Origin of the sequence: Microcoleus sp. A6-C6, assembly GCF_036705955.1 — a bacterium.
In the GTDB taxonomy this organism is placed as follows: Bacteria; Cyanobacteriota; Cyanobacteriia; order Cyanobacteriales; family Microcoleaceae; genus Microcoleus.
The window spans coordinates 1-22,753 of sequence record NZ_JAUBVR010000010.1 but is presented as its reverse complement, the minus strand read 5'-3'; the positions used below and the strand labels follow the sequence as shown (position 1 = coordinate 22,753).

The window sequence follows — 22,753 nt, the reverse complement described above, 5'->3', positions numbered from 1 at the left end:
ATAAATAGTAAAGTGATATTTGGCGCACCATACAGATTGTATAGTGCGCTGCTGAGTTAGGATTCCGGTGAGTTTTTCGACATATCAAAACGATCTAGTAATTCAGTGCGATCTAGTTGCCTAATTAGTCGCGTGCGATCGAGGGGTTCTAGTTGGATCAAAGGCTCAATTATTTGGGCTAATTCTTCATCAATTTCGCCAAACTTCACTTGTAGCATACTCTCAACCATCAAGCGTTGACTGCGCTGGATACCTTGCTGGATACCTCGCTGAGTTGCATCTTCAAGTCGTTGCAAATAGAGGGGTGACAGTTCCATAATTAACTCCCGATCTTCTCGATCTATGTCTTGACGGACTTCTAAAATCGTTCGCAAGTTGTACAACAATTCTAACGCGCTTAACCGAAAGAAATTATCAGAGGGTAATTCTCTCAATTCGGCAATAGCTTGCTTTTGCACGTTTCCCTTCCCCAAAACCCTCAGCCACAGCGTTTGGGGAGTGCGGGGGAGTTGGTGAATCGCAATGATTGCTGCTTTCAGAGACGCACCCATCAAATAAACTCCACTTCCCCAAATTTCCAGTTCGGGAATCGCTCGAAATCCAGCTAGCATCGCATCGGAAACAGTCGGCGACAGTATCCAGAGTTGGGGTAAATCAGCCTCTGCAATCCGGGTGTTATCTCTAGTGGCGACTCGTTCATATTCCGCGTGAATATCAAAGAGTTTACCCAGACAACTGCGAATTTCTCCGGTTTGCACTGGACTGCGGAATGGTTCAATTACAGCAGGTTTTGCTGCAATTTGACCTAGAATGCCGAGGGCTGTGGGTTCCACATCAGGTTCCGCTTTTGGGGCAAATAAAACGTCAATCTGTCTCACTTCTCCAGCAATGTCGTGGCTGGTTTCGACTTTGCCGAGAGGCGTTAGTAGTTCTTTGAGATATTGTTTTGCGAATTGGTCGTGAATGAATCTGGTCATGAGAATTATCAGCTATCAACTGTTTAAAAACCTCGCCATCAACTATTAACTCTCAACTGTCAACCCAAAGACCTGCTTTTCCGGCAAGCTGTCAACTGTCAACTGTCAACTATCAACTATCAACTGTCAACTGTTTTCATCTTTTAAGGCAATCCACTGAGATTGCAGAGTAGGAGAGTGACAATTATCATATGCTGTCATACCTTTTTGATAATTTTTCCAAATTTTGTTCATAGATTTAATCAAATCTGGCTGAGTTCTGATAATATCAGAAGTTAATCTGAGATTACAATCATCCGGTATTTTAAGGAAATCAGCTATGCGACTCTCTCAAATGCTTTTCGTCACCCTGCGGGAAGACCCCGCAGAAGCAGAAATTCCCAGCCACAAACTATTACTCCGTGCGGGATACATCCGGCGCATCGGGAGCGGCATTTACGCTTATCTACCTTTGATGTGGCGAGTTCTCAAAAAAGTCTCCCAAATTGTGCGGGAAGAAATGGATGCTACCGGCGCTCAAGAATGCCTTCTCCCGCAACTGCAACCTGCTGATTTGTGGCGGGAATCTGGTCGCTGGGATACCTACACTCAAGCTGAAGGTATCATGTTTTCTCTCACAGACCGTCGCGATACTGAGTTGGGATTGGGCCCAACTCACGAAGAAGTGATTACTACAATTGCTAAAGATATGATTCGTTCCTATCGGCAGTTGCCTTTGCATCTCTATCAAATTCAAACTAAGTTTCGCGATGAAATTCGCCCACGTTTTGGGTTGATGCGCGGTCGCGAGTTTATTATGAAAGATGGCTATTCTTTTCACACTAGCGAAGAAAGTTTGAAAAAAACTTATCAGGATATGGATCGAGCATACAGCAATATGCTGCGCCGTTCTGGTTTGGAATTCCGAGCAGTAGATGCCGATTCTGGTGCAATTGGTGGCTCTGGTTCTCAAGAGTTTATGGTGCTTGCAGAAGCTGGTGAGGATGAAGTTCTTTATACTGAAGACGGTCAGTATGCTGCTAATGTTGAGAAGGCTGTATCGATGCCTGCTGATGCTGAAAGTTCGCCCTTTGCAACTTTTGAAAAGCGGGAAACGCCGGGAACTGACACAATTGATAAACTTTGCAAGTTTTTGAAGTGTTCTCCGACGCAAGTTGTCAAAAATGTGCTTTATCAGGCTGTTTATGACAGCGGTATTACAGTTTTGGTATTGGTAAGCATTCGCGGCGACCAAGAGGTGAATCAGGTAAAGTTGCTGAATGAATTAACTAAGTTGGCATCAAATTATCAAGCTAAAACAATTCTGTTTTTGACGGTTCCTGATGCGGAAGCTCAGGGGAAATGGGCGGCTAAATCTTTGCCTCTGGGTTATATGGCTCCCGATGTTGCTGATGATTATATTGCTGGGAGTAAGGAGGTAAATTCTAAGTTTTTGCGTTTGGTCGATCGCACTGCTGTCGATCTTACCAACTTTGTCACTGGTTCTAACGAGTCAGGATATCACGTTGTGGGAGCTAATTGGAATAAAGAATTTCCGCTACCTGCAACGGTTGTGGGTGTCAGAAGTGCCAAAAAGGGCGATCGGGCAATGCACAATCCCGAACAAACTTTGCAAAGCGCCAGAGGCATCGAAGTCGGCCACATCTTCCAATTAGGCACCAAATACTCCGAAGCGATGGGGGCTACCTACACCAACGAACAAGGCGAAGAAATGCCCTTTATCATGGGCTGCTACGGCGTTGGCGTGTCGCGGCTGGCTCAATCTGCCGTAGAACAATCCTACGACAAAGATGGGATTATCTGGCCAGTGGCGATCGCCCCCTATCACGCCATCATTAGCATCCCGAATATTTCCGATGCTCAACAAGTAGAAGTTGCCGAAAAACTCTACGCACAACTCAATCAATCTGGCGTTGAAACATTATTAGATGACCGCGACGAACGAGCCGGAGTTAAATTCAAAGATGCCGATTTAATTGGCATTCCCTATCGAATTGTGACTGGCCGTTCCCTGAAAACAGGTAAAGTTGAAATTGTGGAAAGAGCAACTCACAAATCCCATGAAATTCTCATTGAGGAAGTTAATGCTACTTTAAAACAGTGGATTGAGGCAGCCCTCAAATAAGCCTTAATAACGGTAAGGTGCGCAGTGCGCAACGTATAGAGGTAAGGTGCGCAGTGCGCACCCTACATTAACGAGTAGTAAGGTGCGATATGAATCTGAATCTAAGTCAGTTTCTTCGATTTCCTCAATCCCGAATTTGGCGGTACTTAGCCCAAGTAACTGTCGTGGCGATCGCTTACGCCGTGGGGGCGAGGCTAGCATTTTCAATTCAAGGTGTCAGTCCCTTTGCTTCCTCGGTGTGGCCGCCCGCAGGCATTGCACAAGCCGGACTTTTATTGTTTGGTAGAAAAGTCTGGCCTGCGATTGTTTTGGGTATATTTTTACTCAATTTTGTTAACCCAAGTGAACAGATATTCGCGGTCTGGGTGGGAGGAAACCTCGGGGCAATTTTGCAAGCTGTGTTTGCAGTAACTGCGCTACGCTGGCTGGGGTTTCGTCCATCTCTAGAACGTTTGAAAGATGTAGTTAATTTAATCTTGTTTGGCGGGTTAATTTCCACTCAGATTAGTTGCACTATTGGCGCTTTTTCCCTATATTTACTAGGAAAAGTAGATTGGGCAGGCTATTTTTCTGCTCGCTGGAATTGGTGCTTGGGAGATACAATGGGAGTTTTGATTTTCACTCCGTTAATTCTCATATTCTTTCGCCCTAAAGTCACGGCAGACCGTTTAAAAAGACAAACAGAGAAACCGAAAAATTATCTAATTTGGCGGGGAGTATGGTTGATATTATTAATTGGGCTGAGCTGGTTTGTATTTGAGTCAAAAAATGACGCTTCTATTTCTCGCTATCCCCTTGAATATTTGCCGTTTCCCTTGATAATTTGGGCGGCGCTCCAATTCGGTCAGCGGGCCGCTGTTCTGGCCTCGTTAGTTGTCTCCATCATCGCAATTTTCGGCAGTTCTAATGGAGGTGGGCCATTTATAGCTAAAGCAGAAAATATTAGTCAGGCTATTTTATTTTTACAAGCTTTTATGGCTGTAGTTACGATTACTTCGCTGTTATTGGCAGCGACGGTAGCCGAACGCGCAGCCGCCGAAAATTCTCTGCGAGAAAGTGAAATTAAATATCGAGAGTTGGTTGAGAATGCTAACAGTATTATTGTCAAATTGGAGCCAAAAGGCACAATTATTTTTTTTAATGAGTTTGCTGAAATATTGTTTGGCTACAATCAGGAAGAAATCCTGGGGAAAAATGCAGTGGGAACAATTATTCCCCAAACCGACGACGAAGGGAATAACTTACAGTCGGTTTATAATGAAATTTTACAAAATCCCGATCGCTTTACTAACTATGAAAATGAAAATATCCGGCGCGACGGATCTCGCATTTGGGTAGCTTGGGCAAATAAACCGCTGTTTGATGCAGCGGGAGAACTCCAGGGCATCCTCTGCATCGGCACAGATATCACCGATCGCCGAAACGCTGAAATAGCCTTGCAAAAGCTGAATGAAAAGCTGGAAATCCGAGTTGCAGAGCGCACAAATGCCCTGAAACAAAGCGAACTTCAGCTACAGAAACAAAAATCGGCATTAATTGATTTAGCCAAAAATAAAGCGCTGAATCAAGGCGATTTAACCAAAGCGCTTCAAGAAATCACTGAGACTGCTAGCCGTACTCTGGAAGTTACCCGATCGAGTGTATGGTTGTACGATCGCCCTAAATCTAAGATGGAGTGCCTGGATTTGTTCGATCGCACCGCCAACCAGCACTCAAAGGGTATGGAATTAGCAGCAGCAGACTATCCTGTCTATTTTCAAGCACTGCGAGAAGAACGCGCAATTGCTGCCTTTGACGCGCAAAAAGATTTTAGAACTAGAGAATTTGAGGAATTTTACCTAATTCCCTTGGGCATCACTTCCATGCTAGATACCCCGATTCAAATAGGCGGAAAAATAGCAGGAATTCTCTGTTTGGAACACGTAGGAATGCCCCGCAATTGGACTATTGAAGAACAAAGTTTCGCTGTTTCTCTAACAGATTCTGTAACTTTCGCAGTGGAAGCGCGGGAACGCCAGCGCGCTGAAGCAGCGCTACGGCAAGCTGAGGCCAAATACCGCAGCATTTTTGAAAATGCGATCGTCGGGATATTTCAAACTACTCCAGATGGGGAATATCTCAGCATCAATCCTGCTTTGATTCGCATTTATGGTTACAGTTCTTGCGAGGAGTTGATGGCCAATTTAACTGATATCAACCGCCAGCTATATGTAGACCCAGAACAGCGCGCCGAAGTCATACAGTTAATGCGAACTAACGGCAAAGTATCGGATTTGGAATCTCAAGTTTACCGTCAAGATGGCAGTATAATTTGGATTGCCGAAAATGCTTATACTGTCTGCGATATACATGGAAATTTACTGTATTACGAAGGTACTGTTGAAGATATCACAACTCGCAAAGAAGCTGAGGCAGCTTTACGATTAGAACAAGAAAAATCCGATCGCCTCCTACTCAACGTTTTGCCGCAAGCGATCGCCGAAAGACTCAAACAAGACCAAAGCATCATCGCCGATACTTTTGCTGAAGTAACAGTATTGTTTGCGGATATAGTCGGTTTTACGCAAATTAGTTCCCAAATTTCTCCGCCGGAATTGGTTTCGTTGCTTAACGACATTTTTTCTACCTTCGATCGCCTAGCCCAAAAGCACGGATTGGAAAAAATTAAGACGATTGGTGACGCTTATATGGTAGTAGGAGGGCTGCCCGTGCCCCGCAGCGATCATGCAGAGGCGATCGCCCAAATGGCCCTGGATATGCAGCAGGCAATTATTGATTTCAGCCACACCCAAAATCAAGATGTCAGCATCAGAATCGGCATCAACAGCGGCCCGGTTGTCGCGGGAGTCATCGGGATTAAAAAATTCATCTACGATTTGTGGGGAGACACCGTTAACACCGCTTCCCGCATGGAATCCCACGGCTTACCGGGGTGCATCCAAGTCACATCTGCAACTTATGATATATTGCAGTACAAGTATGTATTTGAAAGTCGCGGCGCGATCGAAGTCAAAGGCAAAGGTGAAATGAACACTTATTTTCTCAAAGGCATTAAATTGTAAAATAAGGAAGAAGGAAGAAGGAAGAGGGAAGAAGGAAGAGGAAAAAAAGAGGGAAAAAGGAATAAACAATGTTCAGCTCATATTTGTGCAATTAATTAGATCCTAATCGTCTTAGCTGTTTGCATAGCTAATTAAAAATATAAAGCTGAGTATGAACCAAAACAAAAATCTGTTTCTGCGATTTGCTCAATCTATAAATTGGCAATACTTAGCAAAAATAGCTGCCGTTGCCTTTGTTTACGCTTTAGGAGCAAAAATAGCAGTTTCAATCCCAGGCGTAAATAAATTAGCTACCTGCGTCTGGCCGCCCGCAGGAATTGCACAAGCTGCAATGTTATTATTTGGTTGGCGCGTGTGGCCGGGAATAGCTTTAGGCGTATTTTTTTACGAGACTATTAACCTCAATGTATCGTTAACACTTGCAACAATAAGTGCCTTTTGCGCTTGTTTACAAGCTTTGTGCGCCTTTACCTTGCTGCAAAAATTCAAGTTTCGCCCGTCACTCGATCGGCTGATCGATGTAGTCAATTTAGTCTTTTACGGTGCTGTAGTTGCCACTCAAATAAACTGCACTCTCGGCACGCTACGCCTGTGTGTAACTGGTCTAGTTGACTGGAGCGAATATTGGGCAATTCGGTGGAATTGGTATTTGGGAGACACCTTAGGAGTTTTAATTTTTACGCCATTGTTGTTGATTACATACCAAAAAATAGTGGCACGAAATCAAGCAAATACAGGCAATAAAAGAATTGCCAACCAAATCTGGCGCGGCATATGCTTGCTATTATTGGTAACAGTCAGTTGGCTAGTATATAACTCAAAAAGTGAAGGTAATATCTCCAGTTATCCCCTCGAATACTTGCCATTTCCTTTAGTCATTTGGGCAACGATTCAATTCGGCCAGCGCGGGGCTGTTTTAGCATCTTTTATTGTATCCAGTATCGCCATTTGGGGAGGTTCTCAGGGAGGTGGGCCGTTTATTGCCAAAGCGGAAAATATCAATCAGGCAATCTTATTTTTGCAGGCTTTTATGAGCGTAATTGTAGTTACATCGCTGCTGTTGGCTGCCACAGTGGCCGAACTCACATCAGCACAGGATTCGCTGCGGGAAAGCGAAATTAAGTATCGGGAATTAGTGGAAAATGCTAACAGCATTATTTTAAAATTAGATACGGAAGGTAATATTACTTTTTTTAACGAATTCTCACAGAAATTTTTTGGTTACAGGGAAGAAGAAATACTGGGTAAAAATGCTGTTGGTACAATTATTCCCCAGACAGATACAGCGGGAAATGACCTGACAGTATTATTGAGTCATATTTTAAAGCACCCGGAACAGTATACGACAAATGAACATGAAAGCATTCAGCGTAACGGCAATCGGGTTTGGGTATCGTGGGCAAATAAACCGCTGTTTGATGCGGCCGGAAAGTTCGTGGGACTGTTGGCAATCGGTACGGATATCACAGGCCGCAGGCTGGCTGAAATGGCGCTTTATAAGCTGAATGAAGAGTTGGAATTTAGAGTTGAAGAACGAACTAATGCTCTCAATGATACTTTAAGTGCACTGCGAGTTCAACAGGAACAATCAGAACGGTTGTTGTTAAATATTTTGCCTGAAGAAATAGCCAATCGGTTGAAGCAGGGAGATAGTACGATCGCAGATACTTTTGCTGATGTTACTGTCTTATTTGCGGATATCGTAGGTTTTACTCAATTGAGTGCGCGAGTTTCTCCAACAGAATTAGTTGCCTTGCTGAATGACATCTTTTCGACATTTGACAACCTAGCAGAAAGGCACGGTTTGGAAAAAATTAAGACGATTGGCGATGCTTATATGGTTGTTGGAGGGCTGCCAATTCCTCGCCCGGATCACGCAGAGGCGATCGCAGAAATGGCGATCGATATGCAGGAGGCAATTATTGACTTCAGCAAGACTCAAAATCAACATCTTAGTATCAGAATCGGCATCAACACTGGCCCGGTTGTCGCCGGAGTCATCGGCATTAAAAAATTTATTTACGATTTGTGGGGAGACACCGTTAACACGGCTTCCCGCATGGAATCTCACGGCTTGCCGGGAAGCATTCACGTCACAGCGACAACTTATCAGCAATTGCAGGACAAGTATGTTTTTGAAAGTCGCGGTGCGATCGAAGTTAAAGGCAAAGGCAAGATGACTACTTATTTACTACAATGCAGAAAATGGATCTAATCTCAATACGGATAGGACGTACGGTTGAAACCGCGCCTACAAAAACCAAGTCCGCCTCCGCGGACTGAAGAAAATAAGGTAATTTCAACCAATTGGTCTTTAACCCCTCTGAGCTCGGGTTTGGTCTGTATAGAAGCGGTTTCAACCGCCCGATCTTTTGAACCGTATTGGGCGATAATCTATGTTTTTCTCTAAAAGTAAGGGCGATCGCACTTTTAATTTACACGATCGCCCTTTTCTCAATTAACAAAGTTTTTTACAGCTTGAAAAGGTTAATACCAGCTTTCTTCGCCATTACTTCTAAACCCTTGTGTTCCAAGGTTTTAATCGCCTTCGTAGAAAGATGTAATTTTACCCAGCGCTTCTCCTGCGGCCACCAAATGCGCTTCCACTGCAAATTTGCTTCTTGCAACTTGTGAGTGCGGTGGTGCGAGTGAGAAACCGCAAAACCGTTATTCGCCTTCTTGCCCGTTAGCTGACATTTCCGTGACATATTGCCCTCCAGATTACCGTTTTTTGATGCAGCCTCTCATTATATAGCAATGACAAGGCGCGCAATGCGCGCCCACTTGCAAGATTACATTGCACGTTCAGTCAATTTTGTCAACACTTGATTCGATCGCTCGACAAACTCCTGCATCCCTTCAGCATCGAAACCCTTCTGGGCCATCAAAGCCAAGTCATAAACGTGGTGACAAATCATACTCGCCAACTGCGCCGACGGAGACTCGCCACCGTCTTGAATAATCGCACCCTGGCTCAAACTTGCCAGATTTTGAATCAGCGGGTGAGACGTATTCACCAGCAAAACGTGTTCATCGGGGAATTCGGCCGCTTGCTGCTGTAAAAGCGCCGTCATATCGCGCATCCGGCGCAAAGCTTCCGGTAAAAGGACGATCGCAGGTGGCGCACCCTCAGTAGAGTCAGACTTCAAAGCTTCAGTGCGAATGTTCACTTTCGGCTTATTGAGAGCCTTTTGGAACATTTCTTTAACTTGTTCACTACGAGTTTTGTTAGTTGTCGGATCGACAATTTCCGCTTCTTTTTCTTTGTCAATTAGCGTGTCGTCAATGTCAGAATCAACCCGCGAGAATTTGACATCTGAATGTTCTCTTTCTAAGAAACTCACAAAGTGCGTGTCAATGAAAGAATCCATAAACAGCACTTCTAAACCTTGACTTTTGTGCAGTGCGACGTAAGTTGCTTGAGACGCAGGTTCTGTGCAGTAAAACACGCGATTTTCGTGACGTGTTTGATTGCGTTCCAAATACTCTTTCAGCGTCGTGTAAGGCTGCGTCGAAGAACTGTCCGATTTCGGAGTTACATCTTGCCACAAATCTCCGTCCTCAGTTTGCACCTGCACTTCTGGGGTGGTAGTTTCTGGCTTTTCTACTGTCGGCTCGTAGGTGCTGCGGTAGATTAAGATATCTTCGACTTGCTTTTTAAACTTGTCATCGTTGAGGGCTCCAAACTTGACAAAAGTGCCGATATCTTGCCAGCAACGGATGTACTCGTTGCGGTCATCGCGGTAAAGTTCCTTCAGGCGATCGCCCACTTTTTTCGCAATATAGTCAGCGATTCTTCGCACTGTGCGATTGCTTTGCAAAGAACTGCGAGAAACGTTCAGCGGAATATCGGTACTGTCAATGACTCCCCGCAGCGGCATCAAAAATTTCGGGATAATTTCTTCGCAGTGATCGCTGACAAAAACCTGGTTGGAAAATAGCTTAATATTGCCTTGGGTGACATCGACATCCGGCCGCAGTTTCGGAAAGAAAAGAATTCCGTTGACAATGAAAGGATAATCTGTATTCAGGTGTACCCAAAGCAGCGGCTCATCTTGGTATGGGTAAAGGTAGCGGTACAGTTCTAAGTAATCTTCTTTTTGTAAATTGCTGGCTGATTCCCGCCAGATTGCTTTGTCCTTGTTGAGTGCCTCTCCCTCAAATTTGATGGGAACCGGCATGAAATCGCAGTAGGTTTTGATTAACTGCTTGATGCGGGTGGCATCTACATACTCTTGTTCTTCATCTTGGAGTGTCAGAGTAATGGTAGTACCGCGTTCTGTGCGGGCAGATTCTGATAGTTCAAAAGCGGGAGAACCGTCGCAAGACCAGTGTACTGCTTGGGAGCCTTCTTTGTAGGAAAGAGTATCAATGTCTACTTGCTTTGCTACCATGAAAGATGAGTAGAAACCGAGACCAAAGTGACCGATAATTGCGTCGTCGCCGCTGCCTTGGTATTTTTGAATAAATTCTTCGGCGCTGGAGAAAGCGACTTGGTTGATGTATTTTTTTACCTCGTCGGCGGTCATGCCGATGCCGTTATCGGTAATCGAGAGGGTTTTGTTTTCAGTATCAATGACAATGTTGATTTGTGGTTCGCCAATGTCGTCGCTGTATTCGCCGGAACGGGAAACCATTTTGAGTTTGGCTATGGCATCGACGGCGTTAGAAATTAGTTCCCGCAAGAAGACTTCGTGGTCGGTGTATAGCGACTTCTTGATAATCGGGAAAATATTCTCGGTATGGATGGAGATTGTTCCCTGTTCTAAAACTGTCATAGTTTTTCTGTGTGGTAGTTTTTAGGAATCAGTAGTCAGTAGTTATTAGTTATTAGTTATTAGTTAGTGGTTATTCGTTGTTATATCCAACAACTATCAACTGTCAACTGTCAACTGTCAACTGATTACTGACTACTTAATAATTTTCGGCGATCGCGCTATCTTCTGCAAAAGGGATTACCCTAAAAAGATGATTCGGTTTCCCTCACATAGTACCTTACAAAGGCAACCGCAGGACAAAGGTGCTGCCGAAACCCAATTCGCTGCGGGCGCTGAGGCTGCCGCGGTGGGCGCGGGCGATGGTTTGGGCGATCGCCAATCCGAGTCCCGATCCGCCGGTATGGCGCGATCGATCGCTATTAACTCGGTAAAATCGATCGAATATGCGCGCTAAATCTGCCGCCGCTATCCCAATCCCGGTATCTTGAACCTGAATGATCGCCTCTTGGTGACTGGAATCTAAGATAACTGTGACTTTTCCGCCAGCCGGAGTGTATTGAATGGCATTGACAATTAAATTAGTAACCAGACGGTAAAGTCGATCGGCATCTCCGACAACATTCAACTGCTGCTGTACGCGCATTTCGGATGTTAGCGCTACCTCGGAGGCGATCGCCAAAGCCGCCAATTCCTCGACTAAATCGCTAACCAAGTCATTCAAACAACAAAGCTGAGGGCGATCGGCGATCGCTTGAGAGTCCATCCGCGCCAACAGCAACAAATCAGCCACTAACTGAGTCAATCGTCGGTTTTGGCGATCGACAGTTTGCAAAACTTCCCGCGCTTCTTTCTCATCCAATACTGGCATCAACAGCGCTGATTCTACAGTTGCTTGAGAAGCCGCTAAAGGTGTTCGTAATTCGTGGGCAGCATCCGCCGTAAACTGTTGGATTTGTCGGTAGGAAGAATAAATCGGTTTCATTGCCAATCCAGCCAGCCACCAACTAGAAAAGCCTACCAAAATTAACGCTGTCGGCAATCCCAATTTTAAAATTAATCTCACTGTACTTAGATAACTATTGAAATCTTGCAAACTTCGCCCTACTTGAAAATATCCCCAATCTTGCTGTGTTCTAGTGTGCAGCGATACAGAAATTTGGTGATAAATATTGCCTTGGCTGTCAGCGATCGTTTGCCAGTGTTGCGAGTTAAATGTCGGCGGCAATGCTTCGGGATAAGCGCCTGCTGTTGCAATCAATTTTTTTGAATTATCAAATAAACGGATATAGTAATAGCTTTGGTTAATCGCGCTTAAAATATGGCGATGGGGCAACTTTTCTTTAAGGCCGTTAACTCCAATTACGCGGAGGTTTGGCAAAAGTTCATTGACGATTGGTTCCAAGCGTCCTGGCTGCTGTAGCTTGATTTCGAGGCTGTCGTGGAGTGTCCCCGCTACCGATTCTAGTTCGCGATCTATGGCGATCCAGTGCGCGTGGGCGATTGCCTTATACACGCCAAATCCCAACAAGCTTAAAATCAAACCCATTACTGCGGCATAGGAAATGGCTAATTGCGATCGAGTTCGATTAAATAGTTTGTTTTGATTCACATTTCATAATTTGGCATTGGGCATTGGGCATTGAGCATTGGGCATTGGGCATTGAGAATTGAGAATTGGGCATTGAGAATTGGTAATTGGTAGTTGAGCCTGATGTTTTTTTGTGAACCGCATACAACGCAGAGTTTCTGTTTCTTTAGGGGCGGTACTCGTGTCCGCCCTCCGGGTTTCTTTCAATTTCTCATCCGATATCCAACACCGTGGACAGTTTCAATTAAATTCGCGCAGCCAACTGATTCGAGTTTGCGCCGCAGCAAGCGCACTTGAGCGGCTACTACATTGCTAAAGGTATCTGCGCTGGCTTCCCATATCTGATTCCGAATTTGGTCGGTTGTGACAATTTGGTTCGGATGTTTCATGAAATATTCTAGCAGTTGAAATTCTTTGTTAGTCAGCGAAATTGTCTGGTTTGTGCCGTTTTGATTCAGATGACAAGCCGTGCGATTCCCGCAATCTAAGGCGAGATTTCCAATTTGTAGCTGTTGAGGCTGTATTTGGGGCGATCGCCTTTGTAATGCGCGCAACCTTGCTAACAGTTCCGCCATCCCGAAAGGCTTGACCAAATAATCGTCAGCCCCCGCATCCAATCCCGCGACTTTATCTTCCATCCTGTCTTTGGCTGTCAGCATCAAAACTGGCAAAAAACTATGTTTTGCGCGCAATCTTCGCAGTAGTTCTATTCCCGACAATCCCGGAAGCAACCAGTCAAAAATGGCTAGGGTGTATTGTGTCCACTGACTGTCTAGATATTCCCAAGCTTCATTTCCGTCCTGGGCCCAGTCAACTATGTATTTTTCTTGCTTCAAAGTGCGATCGATCGCTTTTCCTAAATCTGGCTCGTCTTCAACTAGCAAAATTCTCATAAGATTAATTTACAGCAGTCAATCTGTATACATTGTTAGCTGCCGCCAGCGCCAACCCCCAATATATAAGTTGACACACTTAAATGAAATCAGTATGAAATCTCTTGAGTTCGCATAAAAAAATAACAATTGACAAAAATTGACAATAAGCTGGAAATGTCTTATACTCGAATGCAGCCCAAATTTTGACAATTATTATCAAGAAGTATGGCAGACTTATCCGATCGCTCCGCGATGAAAAAGCCGGGGCACTGGACTCGCCGCCAACTCCTACAGCTAGGAATAGGTGGTGCTGGGGTAGCGGGCGCAGCGATCGCACTGCAAAATTTTACCCAAAGGCGATCGGCTGCGGCGAGAATACCACCAATGGCTGCCGATCCAGTCGCAGCTAGCACGATCAACCCGATGCAAATTGCGCGGGATTTCGATTACGGCACGGTGACGCGGGAAAACGGGCGCACGGTGCGGGAATTTCGCATGGAAGCTAACACATCGATCGTCCAGCTTAACAGCGCCGTTAGTTTCAACACCTGGAATGTGAACAATCGCGTGCCGGGGCCGACATTGAGAGCAACTGAGGGCGATCGCATCCGCGTCATTTTTTCTAACAAAGCGGGACATTCTCACTCACTGCACTTTCACGGCGTTCATCCTACAGAAATGGATGGCGTTAAACCGATCAGAAACGGCGCTGCATTTATATATGAATTTGACGCACTTCCCTACGGGCTGCATCTATATCACTGTCACGTTGCACCCGTAACGCGCCACATCGGTAAAGGACTTTATGGAATGTTCATTATCGATCCGCCAAAACCCCGCCCTCCGGCAGACGAAATCCTGTTAATCATGGGAGGATACGACGTAAACGATGACGAAAAAAATGAACTTTACGCTTTTAACGGGATGCCAAATTATTACATGAACAACCCGATTCAAATTTACAAAAATCAGCTTATCCGGCTGTATGTAATGAACATGATTGAGTATGAATCGGCAGTGACTTTTCACCTGCACGCCAATTTTTTTGACGTATATCGTACGGGAATGACTTTAACTCCCAGCGAGAAAACAGATGTCATTACAATGGGAGTAGCTGAACGACATATTTTAGAATTTAGCTACGGCTACGGCGGAAAATATATGTTTCATCCCCATCAAGATGCGATCGCCGAAGCAGGCTGCATGGGTTTATTTGAAGTCATCGCTTAACCCAAATCGCGATCGATCTGCGTCTATTTAAGTTAAGAAAATCTTAAATTATCTACCCAAATTTATCATAAATAGGTAGAATCATTAACTCGCAAATAATTAAGAAACTTTCTTGATAACAGGCGAGTCCTACTGCACCTAACCAAAAAATCATCAACTGCCATGTTACCATCCTTTCGCCAATTACCCACAGCCGCCGCTACAGCAATCCTCGTTGCTTTGACTGGTTGCGTTTCCACCCCCACCGCCAGCAACACCGGCAGCACCGCCTCACCCACCGCCACTGCTAGTCCCGCAGCAACAAGCGGCCACAGCATGAATCACAGCGGCAAAGGCGGAATTAACATTAATACCGCCATTCTTTCGGAGTTAGATAAACTCGAAGCCAAGTTAGGAATCCCGGCACTTTCTAACAAAATTCAAGCCAGCCGCCCCTACGGAAAAACAGAAGAATTGGTCTCAAAAAATGTCATCAATCAAGCCCAATTCGACCAAATTAAAGACATGGTGACTATTGAAGATGTCGTCCTCACAGGGGAAGCCAAAGATGTAGACTACATGACTAAACTCGGCTTGATGAAAGGGCATCTTTTTGTAGCCAAAGAACTCTTGGATGCAGGCAAACCAGACCAAGCCGAACCGCACATCGGTCACCCGGTAGAAGAAATTTATGCCGACGTAGAAGACCAGCTAAACGAGCGAAAAGTTCCCGAATTTAAGACAACTTTAATTAAATTGCAGGATTTAATTAAAGCGGGTGCAAAAGATCCGGCTCAAGTAAATGCAGAATTTAATACATCAATGCAAGCTGTAGATGGAGCAATTGCCGCCCTTCCCGAAGCGCAGCGCCAAGATCCGAAATTCGTATTGCAAGTGATTAACGGCTTGCTAGATACAGCTAATTCCGAATACGGAGCGGCAGTTGCTAACGGCAAAATTTCCGCAGTTATTGAATACCAAGATTCGCGGGGTTTCGTCATGTACGCGGAAATGCTGTACCAAAATATTGCCGCTCAAGTGGCTAAAACTAACCCGGATATCGACAAAGCAATTGTTGCCAACATGACTGAACTTAAGGCAAATTGGCCAACTGCGATCGCGCCGCCAGCCCCGATAAAAACCACCGAACAAGTCGCCTTGCTAATTAAGACGATCGAAAACGACAGCCAAAAAGTTCTCAAACCCGCATCCTAAAAGATAGTCCTCGACGCACGGGTAGCTAGAAACCGGGTTTTTCAACCCAAATATTTGCCCAAAACCTTCAATAAGAGTCAAAAAACCCGGTTTCTTTGCTTTGATGCGTAAGTTTTGAATAATTAACTCAAACCGCCAACGGTAATTGGATAAAAATATACCAATTACCTCCACATATTACCTTAACTAAAAAGATGAATTTTAGCGAAGCATTGCCCACATTTGTAATTACTCTCCGCGAAGGAGTGGAAGCAGCATTAGTTGTCGGAATCGTTCTAGCTTGCCTCAAAAAATCGGGACAAAGTTATTTAAATCCTTGGGTTTTCGGCGGTGTCGCCGTCGGACTTATTGCCAGCGCTTTGATAGGTGTACTGTTCGGCTGGACTATTCAAATTTTGTCCGCATCCAATCAGCCCTTTGCACCAATTATGGAATCTCTGCTAGAGGCAAGTTTTGGAGTTTTAGCAATAGCAATGCTGAGCTGGATGCTGCTCTGGATGACCAAGCAAGCGCGATTTATGAAAGCCGAAGTTGAAGGCGCAGTAAGTGCTGCCTTAACGCAAAACTCTCATGCCGGTTGGGGCGTATTTAGTTTAGTTTTAATTGCCGTTTTGCGCGAAGGATTTGAAACCGTTTTGTTTGTCGTCGCTAAGTTTCAACAAGGCATTCTTCCAGCCATCGGCGCTTTGGGAGGAATACTTTCAGCCGCCGGAGTTGGCGTGCTGCTGTTTAAATGGGGAGTGAAAATTAATATCCGCTTGTTTTTTAAGTATATGGGCATTTTATTGCTCTTCATTGTAGCGGGTTTAGTGGTATCTACTTTAGGATTATTTGACAGCGCGGTGAATATTTTATCGCAAGCAAATCGCGAGTCAGCAGGGATGTGTTTCTATTACGAAAGATTTGCCAAAGTACACTCTTGCATTCTCGGCCCGATGGTTTGGAATACCTCTAAAGTGCTTCCCGAAGAAAAGTTTCCCGGTTTGTTGCTGAGCGCGATGTTTGGCTACACTGACAAGCTTTATTTGGTGCAGGGCTTTGCTTATTTCGCGTTCTTAATGACCGTTGGCGGGATTTATTTTCAAAGTTTGGGCGGTCGAGTCTTTTTTCCATTCAAATCAAAAAACAGCAGTAACGAAATAGGAAATTAAGTGCAAACAACAGGGTGCATCTATCTAGCAACTTAAAATTAGTGAGATTTAAACCCAATTCAAATTAACTAAGGATTGTTTATGATTGACTTAGCAATTGCTACGGTTTCAGCAAACTCTGGAATGCTTAATTGGGAATGGCTGCAAGTTCTGATCGTAATTGCCTATTATGCAATTCCCACAATGCTGGTTTACTCGCTTTACAAAGGGCGAGATATCCCGTTTCAGTGGATGTTTCTGGTATTCGGAGCATTCTTCGTCACCTGCGGCACAATTCACGTAATCGAAACATGGTATCTATGGTTTCCTGAGTCTTTAGTCTCACAATTCATGAAAGCGATTACAGTTTTCGTCGCTGGTAGTTCAGTTTTGTTGCTATTAACATTGATGCCTTTTGCACTGGCACTTCCCAGCCCAGCAAGGCTAGAAGCCGCTAATTTAGCATTAGAAAATGAGATTGCAGAACGCCGGAAAGCCGAGACAGCACTGGCTGAACTAGCCGAATTATTGGAACAGCGAGTGCAAGCAAGAACTGGCAAACTTTCCCAAGCAAATAATTATTTAATTAAAGAAGTTCAAGAGCGGAAAAAAGCTAAAAAAGCGCTGCAACAATCTGAAGCAGACTTGAGAATAAAAGCCGGAGAACTAGAGCGAGCTTTGCAAAAACTTCAGGAAAGCCAAGCTCAATTAGTACATACCGAAAAATTATCAGCTTTGGGTGAACTGACAGCAGGAATTGCCCACGAAATTAACAATCCCATCAACTTTATTGATGCGAACATCGCCTACGCCCGCAATTATGTTGAAGATTTGTTACGTCTGGTCAACTTATACGGCAAATATTATCCCAATCCGGTAGAAGAAATTCAGAAGGAAATTGAGACAGTAGAACTAGATTTTCTCAGGGAAGATTTGCCCAAACTGCTTTCTTCAATGAAGGTAGGAACTGACAGAATTTGCGTGATTGTTTCGTCTATGCGTAATTTTTCCCGTTTCGATAAAGATGGCATGAGTTTGGCTTCGATTCACGAAGGAATCGACAGCACTCTGTTAATTCTCCAGCACCGACTGAAAGCGAACGGCAAACTTCCGGGTATCGAATTGATTAAAAATTACGGGGATTTGCCGCTGGTAGAATGTTATGCAGGGCAATTAAATCAGGTGTTTATGAATATTATCAGCAATGCGATTGATGTTTTGCGAGACTGTTCTAATGCGGCTGTTTTGAATGGTCAGAGAAGCTGTCCTACAATTCAGATTAGCACGGAAGTCGCGGAGGGCGATCGGGCAATCATCCGCATTTCCGACAACGGCCCTGGAATGACTGAAGAAGTCAAGGCTAAAATATTTAATCACTTTTTCACCACGAAACCCGCCGGTAAAGGAACGGGTTTAGGGTTATCAATTAGCTGCGAAATTGTTCGAGAAAAGCACTGCGGCTGCTTGGAGTGCCTTTCGAGAGTTGGAGAAGGTACTGAGTTTGTAATTTCGCTACCAATCAGGCAGCAGAAGTCTGAAACTAGAAGGTTATTGGCAATGCAGGAAGCAGTTTGAATTTCAGATTTTCAACCGCAGGTAGCCCAACGGGCTGAACGCTTGTGCCACAATAAACGCGAATTTTGACTTTTTCAAAATGAGAGTAGAACACAGAATCTTTCCATAATTTTATTACTATTAGTAAGTTTGAATCCCAACTCTACCGAGGGGAATTTCTGCGTTTATTCCTACCATTTTACCAGAAATTGCATACCCCCAATTGCGACTGTAACCGGGAGTATGAATACCTCGCATATCAATTGAGATGGTGGTATCAGGAGCGACTGGTTGAGCAAAAACTACGGTGGCTTTTTGGTTGTTGACAGAAACTTGAGTCTTGATTTTCTGATTGGATTGATTTTTTACCTCAATCCCTCCCCTGATGCTCAGATTGTCTGGAAGGGCGATCGCAATTTCCGAAAGAGCTCTTCCCTGAACGTGAACCTCAAAATGATGGGTAGCACCTTGAAAGCGAGCTTTATTAGGAGTTGCAGCGCTACCAACAAGGTGAGGAATATTAGCATTTTGCATTGCTCCTCCCGCAATAGTAGCAGGGGCATTATATGCAAGGATGACGGTAAAGGCGGTAGCGTAAATTAACTTTTTCATAGCTGTGTTCCCTGAAAACTTAACTAATTGTTGTTCTTATTTATTAGCTTGGGTCTCAGGAATGAAATTAAGATGAAATTTTAGCTACTTAAAAGTGAATCATTCAATTATAACTTAACAGGATTTACGCATTTATACCAAAGAAACCGGGTTTTTGTACGAAAATCTTTCGTTGCAGCCAAAAAATTAGGCAAAAAACCCGGTTTGTAGCCACCCGTGCGTCCAGGACTGTCAAACTACTGAGTGAATGTAAAACGACCGTCTACTTTTTCTCCCTTAATATCTGCATTCACCTTCACAGGATACTGACCGGGTTCTTTGCCGGGAAACACAACAGCGTAATGTTTGCCCTCTGGATCGTATTTGAGCGCTAGAGTTTGTTGCTTTCCATTTGGCAACTGCACTTGAGCCGTCACTTTCGCGTCAGCAACTGGTTCCTTTTTCTCGCCTTTTTGCAGATACAAATCTAAGTGAGTTCCGGTAGATTCTTTTTCAGGTACAAACTCTAAATGGTAAGCACCAGAATTGACAACTTGACCCCCTTTAGCTCCTGTCGCCGCCGAAGTCGTGGCGGAAGCGGAAGACGCAGGTTGAGAGGCAGCAGGAGGTGGTGGTGGAGTAGTATTTGTATCGCTTGTTTTGTCGCCACCGCAAGCTCCCAAAAATAGCAATCCGCCACTGGCTAGAATAATTAAACTTGACTTGAGCGTTTTCATGTGCTTGACTTTTTGAGAACAATGATTGGTAAATTATGGCACTTTGAGACAGCGAGTCAAGGAAATTTATCAAAACTTATTCATAACTTAGCCAGTATAACTGTTGAAACAATGCTGGGCGAATATCAGTAATTAAAAAACAAAAATCTTGCCCTCGGACATCAGCAGAGACGACTATTAATCGAGAGATATTTTCGCAGTTGATGGTATTTTGGTCTGTGGCTGCGAAAGCTTGCACGCTTGATGCTTACTATCTTAAGTGCGATCGCACTCCTCACCGCGACAGCACCTCAACCTAGGTTAAATCGCCATTTAACTTAGGTTGACACCCAAAAATGAAATCAGGATGAAATCTCTTAACTTTCAGACAGATAATCTTGCCAAGTTCTTGACATTTGCCCTGTAGAGTGAAATCGCCAACTCACATTGAAGGGATTTAACGGTGAAAACTTCAACTAAAATCACTCTTGTTGACAACTTAAGCAACGGCGAGGTTAATGAAAACTCGTTAGCTGCGGGTAATGCCAGCAAAGACAAGATGCTTGGCCCGCAGGGAAAGGATGTGGTTCCACCATTCATGAATAATTTAGACGGCAGAATGTGGCACGATCCACTCGATCGCACAATAGGTAACGATTTGCTATCCGGTGAAGAAGAAAACGAAAAATCACTCAAAAAATTTCCAACTAAAACAAATCTTGCTAAGTTCTTGACTTTTGCGCTCTACAGTGAAACTACAAACCTAAATTGAAAAAGTTTTACACCATGAAAACCTCAACAAAAATCGCTTTAGCAGCAGCTTTGGTAGGTACTTTAGCAGTCAGTGGATTAGTCCGAACTGTGTACGCTTCGCCAGCAAAATCTCACGTTGCCGCCATGCCTCAGAATAGCAGCAATCCCAAAGCAGAAGCCAGTGATGGCGACGGCGAAACTAACGACGAGGCCCAAGAAAAGCAAGAATCAAGTCGCCTGCAATCTCTAGCTAAAATTACACCACAACAAGCAAAAGCGGCGGCGGAAGCAGCGAAAGGTGGCACAGCAAGTCGCGTCAAATTAGAAAACGAAGATGGCAATGTTGTGTACTCAGTTGCGATCGGTCAGCAGGAAGTAAATGTAGATGCCGGTAACGGTAAAATTCTCAACACAACCAACGTCAAAAATGAGAGTAATGAGAGTGTTTATCCCCGCAGCAGCATTCAAAGTTCCGAGGCGGCCGGTGGTGATGGCGATGGGGAAACTAATGATGATGCCAAGAAGTAAATTCCGAAATAATTCGCTTTCTTGAGGCAACAAATAGAGTAGGGGCAGTGCTATGAATGCCTGCCCTTACTTGGGGAAATATCCCAGATTTAGAACACTCAACAAACCCAAAAGAGAAATCTTATGAAGAAGATACTAAACAGGGTTCCAGAGGTTACAGGTTCCTTCTGGATTATTAAGGTTCTGGCAACCACAGTAGGTGAAACTCTGGCTGATTATCTGTCGGTAAACCTGAATCTTGGTTTAAGCGTTACATCCTATGTTATGAGCGCTGTGTTACTGATTGCGCTTTTGAATCAGTTTAGGCTTAAACGGTATGTCCCAGTGAGTTACTGGATTGTAGTCGTTTTGATGAGCATCACTGGCACACTAATTACCGATAGATTGGTAGATGAGCTGGGAGTTAGCTTGACGACAATTAATATAGTTTTCACTGTTGTATTGTCTGCCGTTTTTTTGCTGTGGTATTCAAACGAAAAAACATTAGCTATGCACTCCATCAACACAGCCAAAAGAGAGCTATTTTATTGGGCTGCTATCTTATTTACATTTGCTTTGGGTACCGCAACAGGAGACTTTATAGCAGAGGCTTTGAAGCTGGGTTATGCACAATCAGCGCTAGTATTCGGCGTTTTAATTGCGATAGTAGCCACTGGTTATTATTACTTCAGAATGAATGCTGTCTTGGCATTTTGGATAGCCTACATCTTGACTCGTCCACTGGGAGCATCTACTGGCGATTTATTGTCACAACCTACTACAAATGGTTGTTTTGGTTTTGGTACGGTGGGAACAAGTATGCTTTTTCTTTCTATAATCATGAGTCTGGTTATTTACTTAAGCTTTAAGCAGAAGAAACTAGCCCCAATGGCGATCGACCAACAAGACTGATTAACTATCAAATCATCAGATTACCTTTACTGTTACAAGTCAGCTAGGCGTGGGCAGTTGTTTCACGGTGCAATTGCCACATTATCCCTGGTAAACACAAATGCAATCAATCTTTCCGAGTTCTTGACATTGATCATCTAGAGTGAAGTCGCCAAAGTACCATAACCCGATCGCAAAAATGAGCAAACTTCCACAAATCACCGCGTTTTTCTGGATAATGAAAATATGTGCAACCACTCTGGGAGAAACGGCAGGAGACCTTTTGTCGATGACGATCAATGTGGGCTATGCAGTTAGTTCTCTGATATTAATTGGAGTATTTTTAATTTCTCTTGTCACTCAATTGACCTCGAAAAGCTATAACCCTTTGCTTTATTGGACTGTCATCCTTTCAACCAGCACGGCTGGTACAACGATGTCAGATTACATGAATCGTACTTTAGGGCTTGGCTACACTGCGGGATCTGCGATTTTAATTACTCTTCTTTTTGCTATTTTTGCGTTTTGGCAATTCAGTGTTGGATCTCTATCTGTCAAAAACGTCAAAACACCTAAAATTGAGATGCTTTATTGGACTGCAATTCTAATTTCAAATACTTTGGGTACTTCCTTGGGCGATTTCCTGGCTGATACTTCTGGACTTGGATTTGCAGGAGGAGCAATCCTAATTTCTAGTTTGCTTGCCGTGGTATTGGCAGCATATTATTATACTCAAATTTCGCCAGTCTTGTTGTTTTGGATTGCGGGCGTTGCTGATTTACGGTATGAAAGGCTAAATATGCAATTCATAAAAACCAGCGTCTACAAAGCTTCTGGATTTT

The 22,753-nt window shown here is 44.1% G+C and carries 18 protein-coding genes; 11 read left to right on the top strand and 7 right to left on the bottom strand.

Annotation, left to right across the window (positions count from 1 at the left end; translation table 11 throughout):
- Window positions 1-56: 56 nt before the first annotated feature.
- Complete coding sequence (locus QUB52_RS06405; RefSeq protein ID WP_332972555.1) at window positions 57-977, bottom strand: hypothetical protein; 921 nt, start codon at window positions 975-977, stop codon at window positions 57-59.
- 319 nt (window positions 978-1,296) lie between these two features.
- Between QUB52_RS06405 and proS the strand changes: the two genes are divergently transcribed.
- From proS to QUB52_RS06390, 3 genes are all read left to right on the top strand, one after another.
- On the top strand, window positions 1,297-3,102 hold the full coding sequence (gene proS / locus QUB52_RS06400; RefSeq protein ID WP_332972556.1) for a proline--tRNA ligase: 1,806 nt from the start codon (window positions 1,297-1,299) through the stop codon (window positions 3,100-3,102).
- Between the two features lie 89 nt (window positions 3,103-3,191).
- Window positions 3,192-6,164 carry an adenylate/guanylate cyclase domain-containing protein gene (locus tag QUB52_RS06395; RefSeq protein WP_332972557.1) on the top strand — a complete coding sequence of 991 codons (2,973 nt, stop codon included), beginning with the start codon at window positions 3,192-3,194 and terminating at the stop codon, window positions 6,162-6,164.
- A gap of 151 nt (window positions 6,165-6,315) precedes the next feature.
- A complete protein-coding gene (locus QUB52_RS06390; RefSeq protein WP_332972558.1) occupies window positions 6,316-8,379 on the top strand; it encodes an adenylate/guanylate cyclase domain-containing protein in 2,064 nt (687 codons plus the stop codon).
- 256 nt (window positions 8,380-8,635) lie between these two features.
- Here QUB52_RS06390 and rpmB read toward each other — a convergent pair whose 3' ends face one another.
- From rpmB to rppA, 4 genes are all read right to left on the bottom strand, one after another.
- A complete protein-coding gene (gene rpmB, locus QUB52_RS06385) occupies window positions 8,636-8,872 on the bottom strand; it encodes a 50S ribosomal protein L28 (RefSeq protein WP_265237677.1) in 237 nt (78 codons plus the stop codon).
- Between the two features lie 84 nt (window positions 8,873-8,956).
- Window positions 8,957-10,942 carry a molecular chaperone HtpG gene (gene htpG / locus QUB52_RS06380; RefSeq protein ID WP_265237675.1) on the bottom strand — a complete coding sequence of 662 codons (1,986 nt, stop codon included), beginning with the start codon at window positions 10,940-10,942 and terminating at the stop codon, window positions 8,957-8,959.
- 217 nt (window positions 10,943-11,159) lie between these two features.
- Window positions 11,160-12,491: a two-component system sensor histidine kinase RppB gene (gene rppB, locus QUB52_RS06375; protein WP_332972559.1), complete on the bottom strand. Its 1,332-nt coding sequence runs from the start codon at window positions 12,489-12,491 to the stop codon at window positions 11,160-11,162.
- Window positions 12,492-12,673: 182 nt separating this feature from the next.
- Window positions 12,674-13,363: a two-component system response regulator RppA gene (gene rppA, locus QUB52_RS06370; RefSeq protein WP_265237671.1), complete on the bottom strand. Its 690-nt coding sequence runs from the start codon at window positions 13,361-13,363 to the stop codon at window positions 12,674-12,676.
- Window positions 13,364-13,570: 207 nt separating this feature from the next.
- On the opposite strand from rppA, the gene QUB52_RS06365 reads away from it, so the two are divergent.
- The 4 genes from QUB52_RS06365 to QUB52_RS06350 all read left to right on the top strand — a co-directional run bounded on the left by QUB52_RS06365 (window position 13,571) and on the right by QUB52_RS06350 (window position 18,474).
- Window positions 13,571-14,575 (top strand): multicopper oxidase domain-containing protein, encoded by a 1,005-nt coding sequence (locus tag QUB52_RS06365; protein WP_265237669.1) that lies wholly within the window; start codon window positions 13,571-13,573, stop codon window positions 14,573-14,575.
- A 162-nt stretch (window positions 14,576-14,737) separates the two neighbouring features.
- Window positions 14,738-15,769, top strand: a complete 1,032-nt coding sequence (locus QUB52_RS06360; protein WP_265237667.1) for a helix-hairpin-helix domain-containing protein — start codon at window positions 14,738-14,740, stop codon at window positions 15,767-15,769.
- Window positions 15,770-15,963: 194 nt separating this feature from the next.
- Window positions 15,964-16,920 carry an FTR1 family iron permease gene (locus QUB52_RS06355; RefSeq protein ID WP_265237665.1) on the top strand — a complete coding sequence of 319 codons (957 nt, stop codon included), beginning with the start codon at window positions 15,964-15,966 and terminating at the stop codon, window positions 16,918-16,920.
- An 81-nt stretch (window positions 16,921-17,001) separates the two neighbouring features.
- Window positions 17,002-18,474 (top strand): sensor histidine kinase, encoded by a 1,473-nt coding sequence (locus QUB52_RS06350; protein ID WP_265237663.1) that lies wholly within the window; start codon window positions 17,002-17,004, stop codon window positions 18,472-18,474.
- Between the two features lie 120 nt (window positions 18,475-18,594).
- Here the strand turns inward: QUB52_RS06350 and QUB52_RS06345 are convergent, their stop codons facing one another.
- The gene (locus QUB52_RS06345) at window positions 18,595-19,065 is read right to left on the bottom strand and encodes a DUF2808 domain-containing protein (RefSeq protein WP_265237662.1); all 471 of its coding nucleotides are present in this window, start codon (window positions 19,063-19,065) and stop codon (window positions 18,595-18,597) included.
- Between the two features lie 236 nt (window positions 19,066-19,301).
- A complete protein-coding gene (locus tag QUB52_RS06340) occupies window positions 19,302-19,781 on the bottom strand; it encodes a hypothetical protein (protein WP_265237660.1) in 480 nt (159 codons plus the stop codon).
- A 442-nt stretch (window positions 19,782-20,223) separates the two neighbouring features.
- Here QUB52_RS06340 and QUB52_RS06335 point away from each other — a divergent pair, with 442 nt between their 5' ends.
- The 4 genes from QUB52_RS06335 to QUB52_RS06320 all read left to right on the top strand — a co-directional run.
- Window positions 20,224-20,532, top strand: coding sequence for a hypothetical protein (locus QUB52_RS06335; protein WP_265237658.1), 309 nt, complete (start codon window positions 20,224-20,226; stop codon window positions 20,530-20,532).
- Window positions 20,533-20,546: 14 nt separating this feature from the next.
- On the top strand, window positions 20,547-21,041 hold the full coding sequence (locus QUB52_RS06330) for a PepSY domain-containing protein (protein ID WP_265237656.1): 495 nt from the start codon (window positions 20,547-20,549) through the stop codon (window positions 21,039-21,041).
- Between the two features lie 123 nt (window positions 21,042-21,164).
- Window positions 21,165-21,932, top strand: coding sequence for a COG4705 family protein (locus tag QUB52_RS06325; protein ID WP_265237654.1), 768 nt, complete (start codon window positions 21,165-21,167; stop codon window positions 21,930-21,932).
- A 178-nt stretch (window positions 21,933-22,110) separates the two neighbouring features.
- A partial coding sequence (locus QUB52_RS06320) for a COG4705 family protein (protein ID WP_332972560.1) occupies window positions 22,111-22,753 on the top strand: 643 nt, incomplete at its 3' end.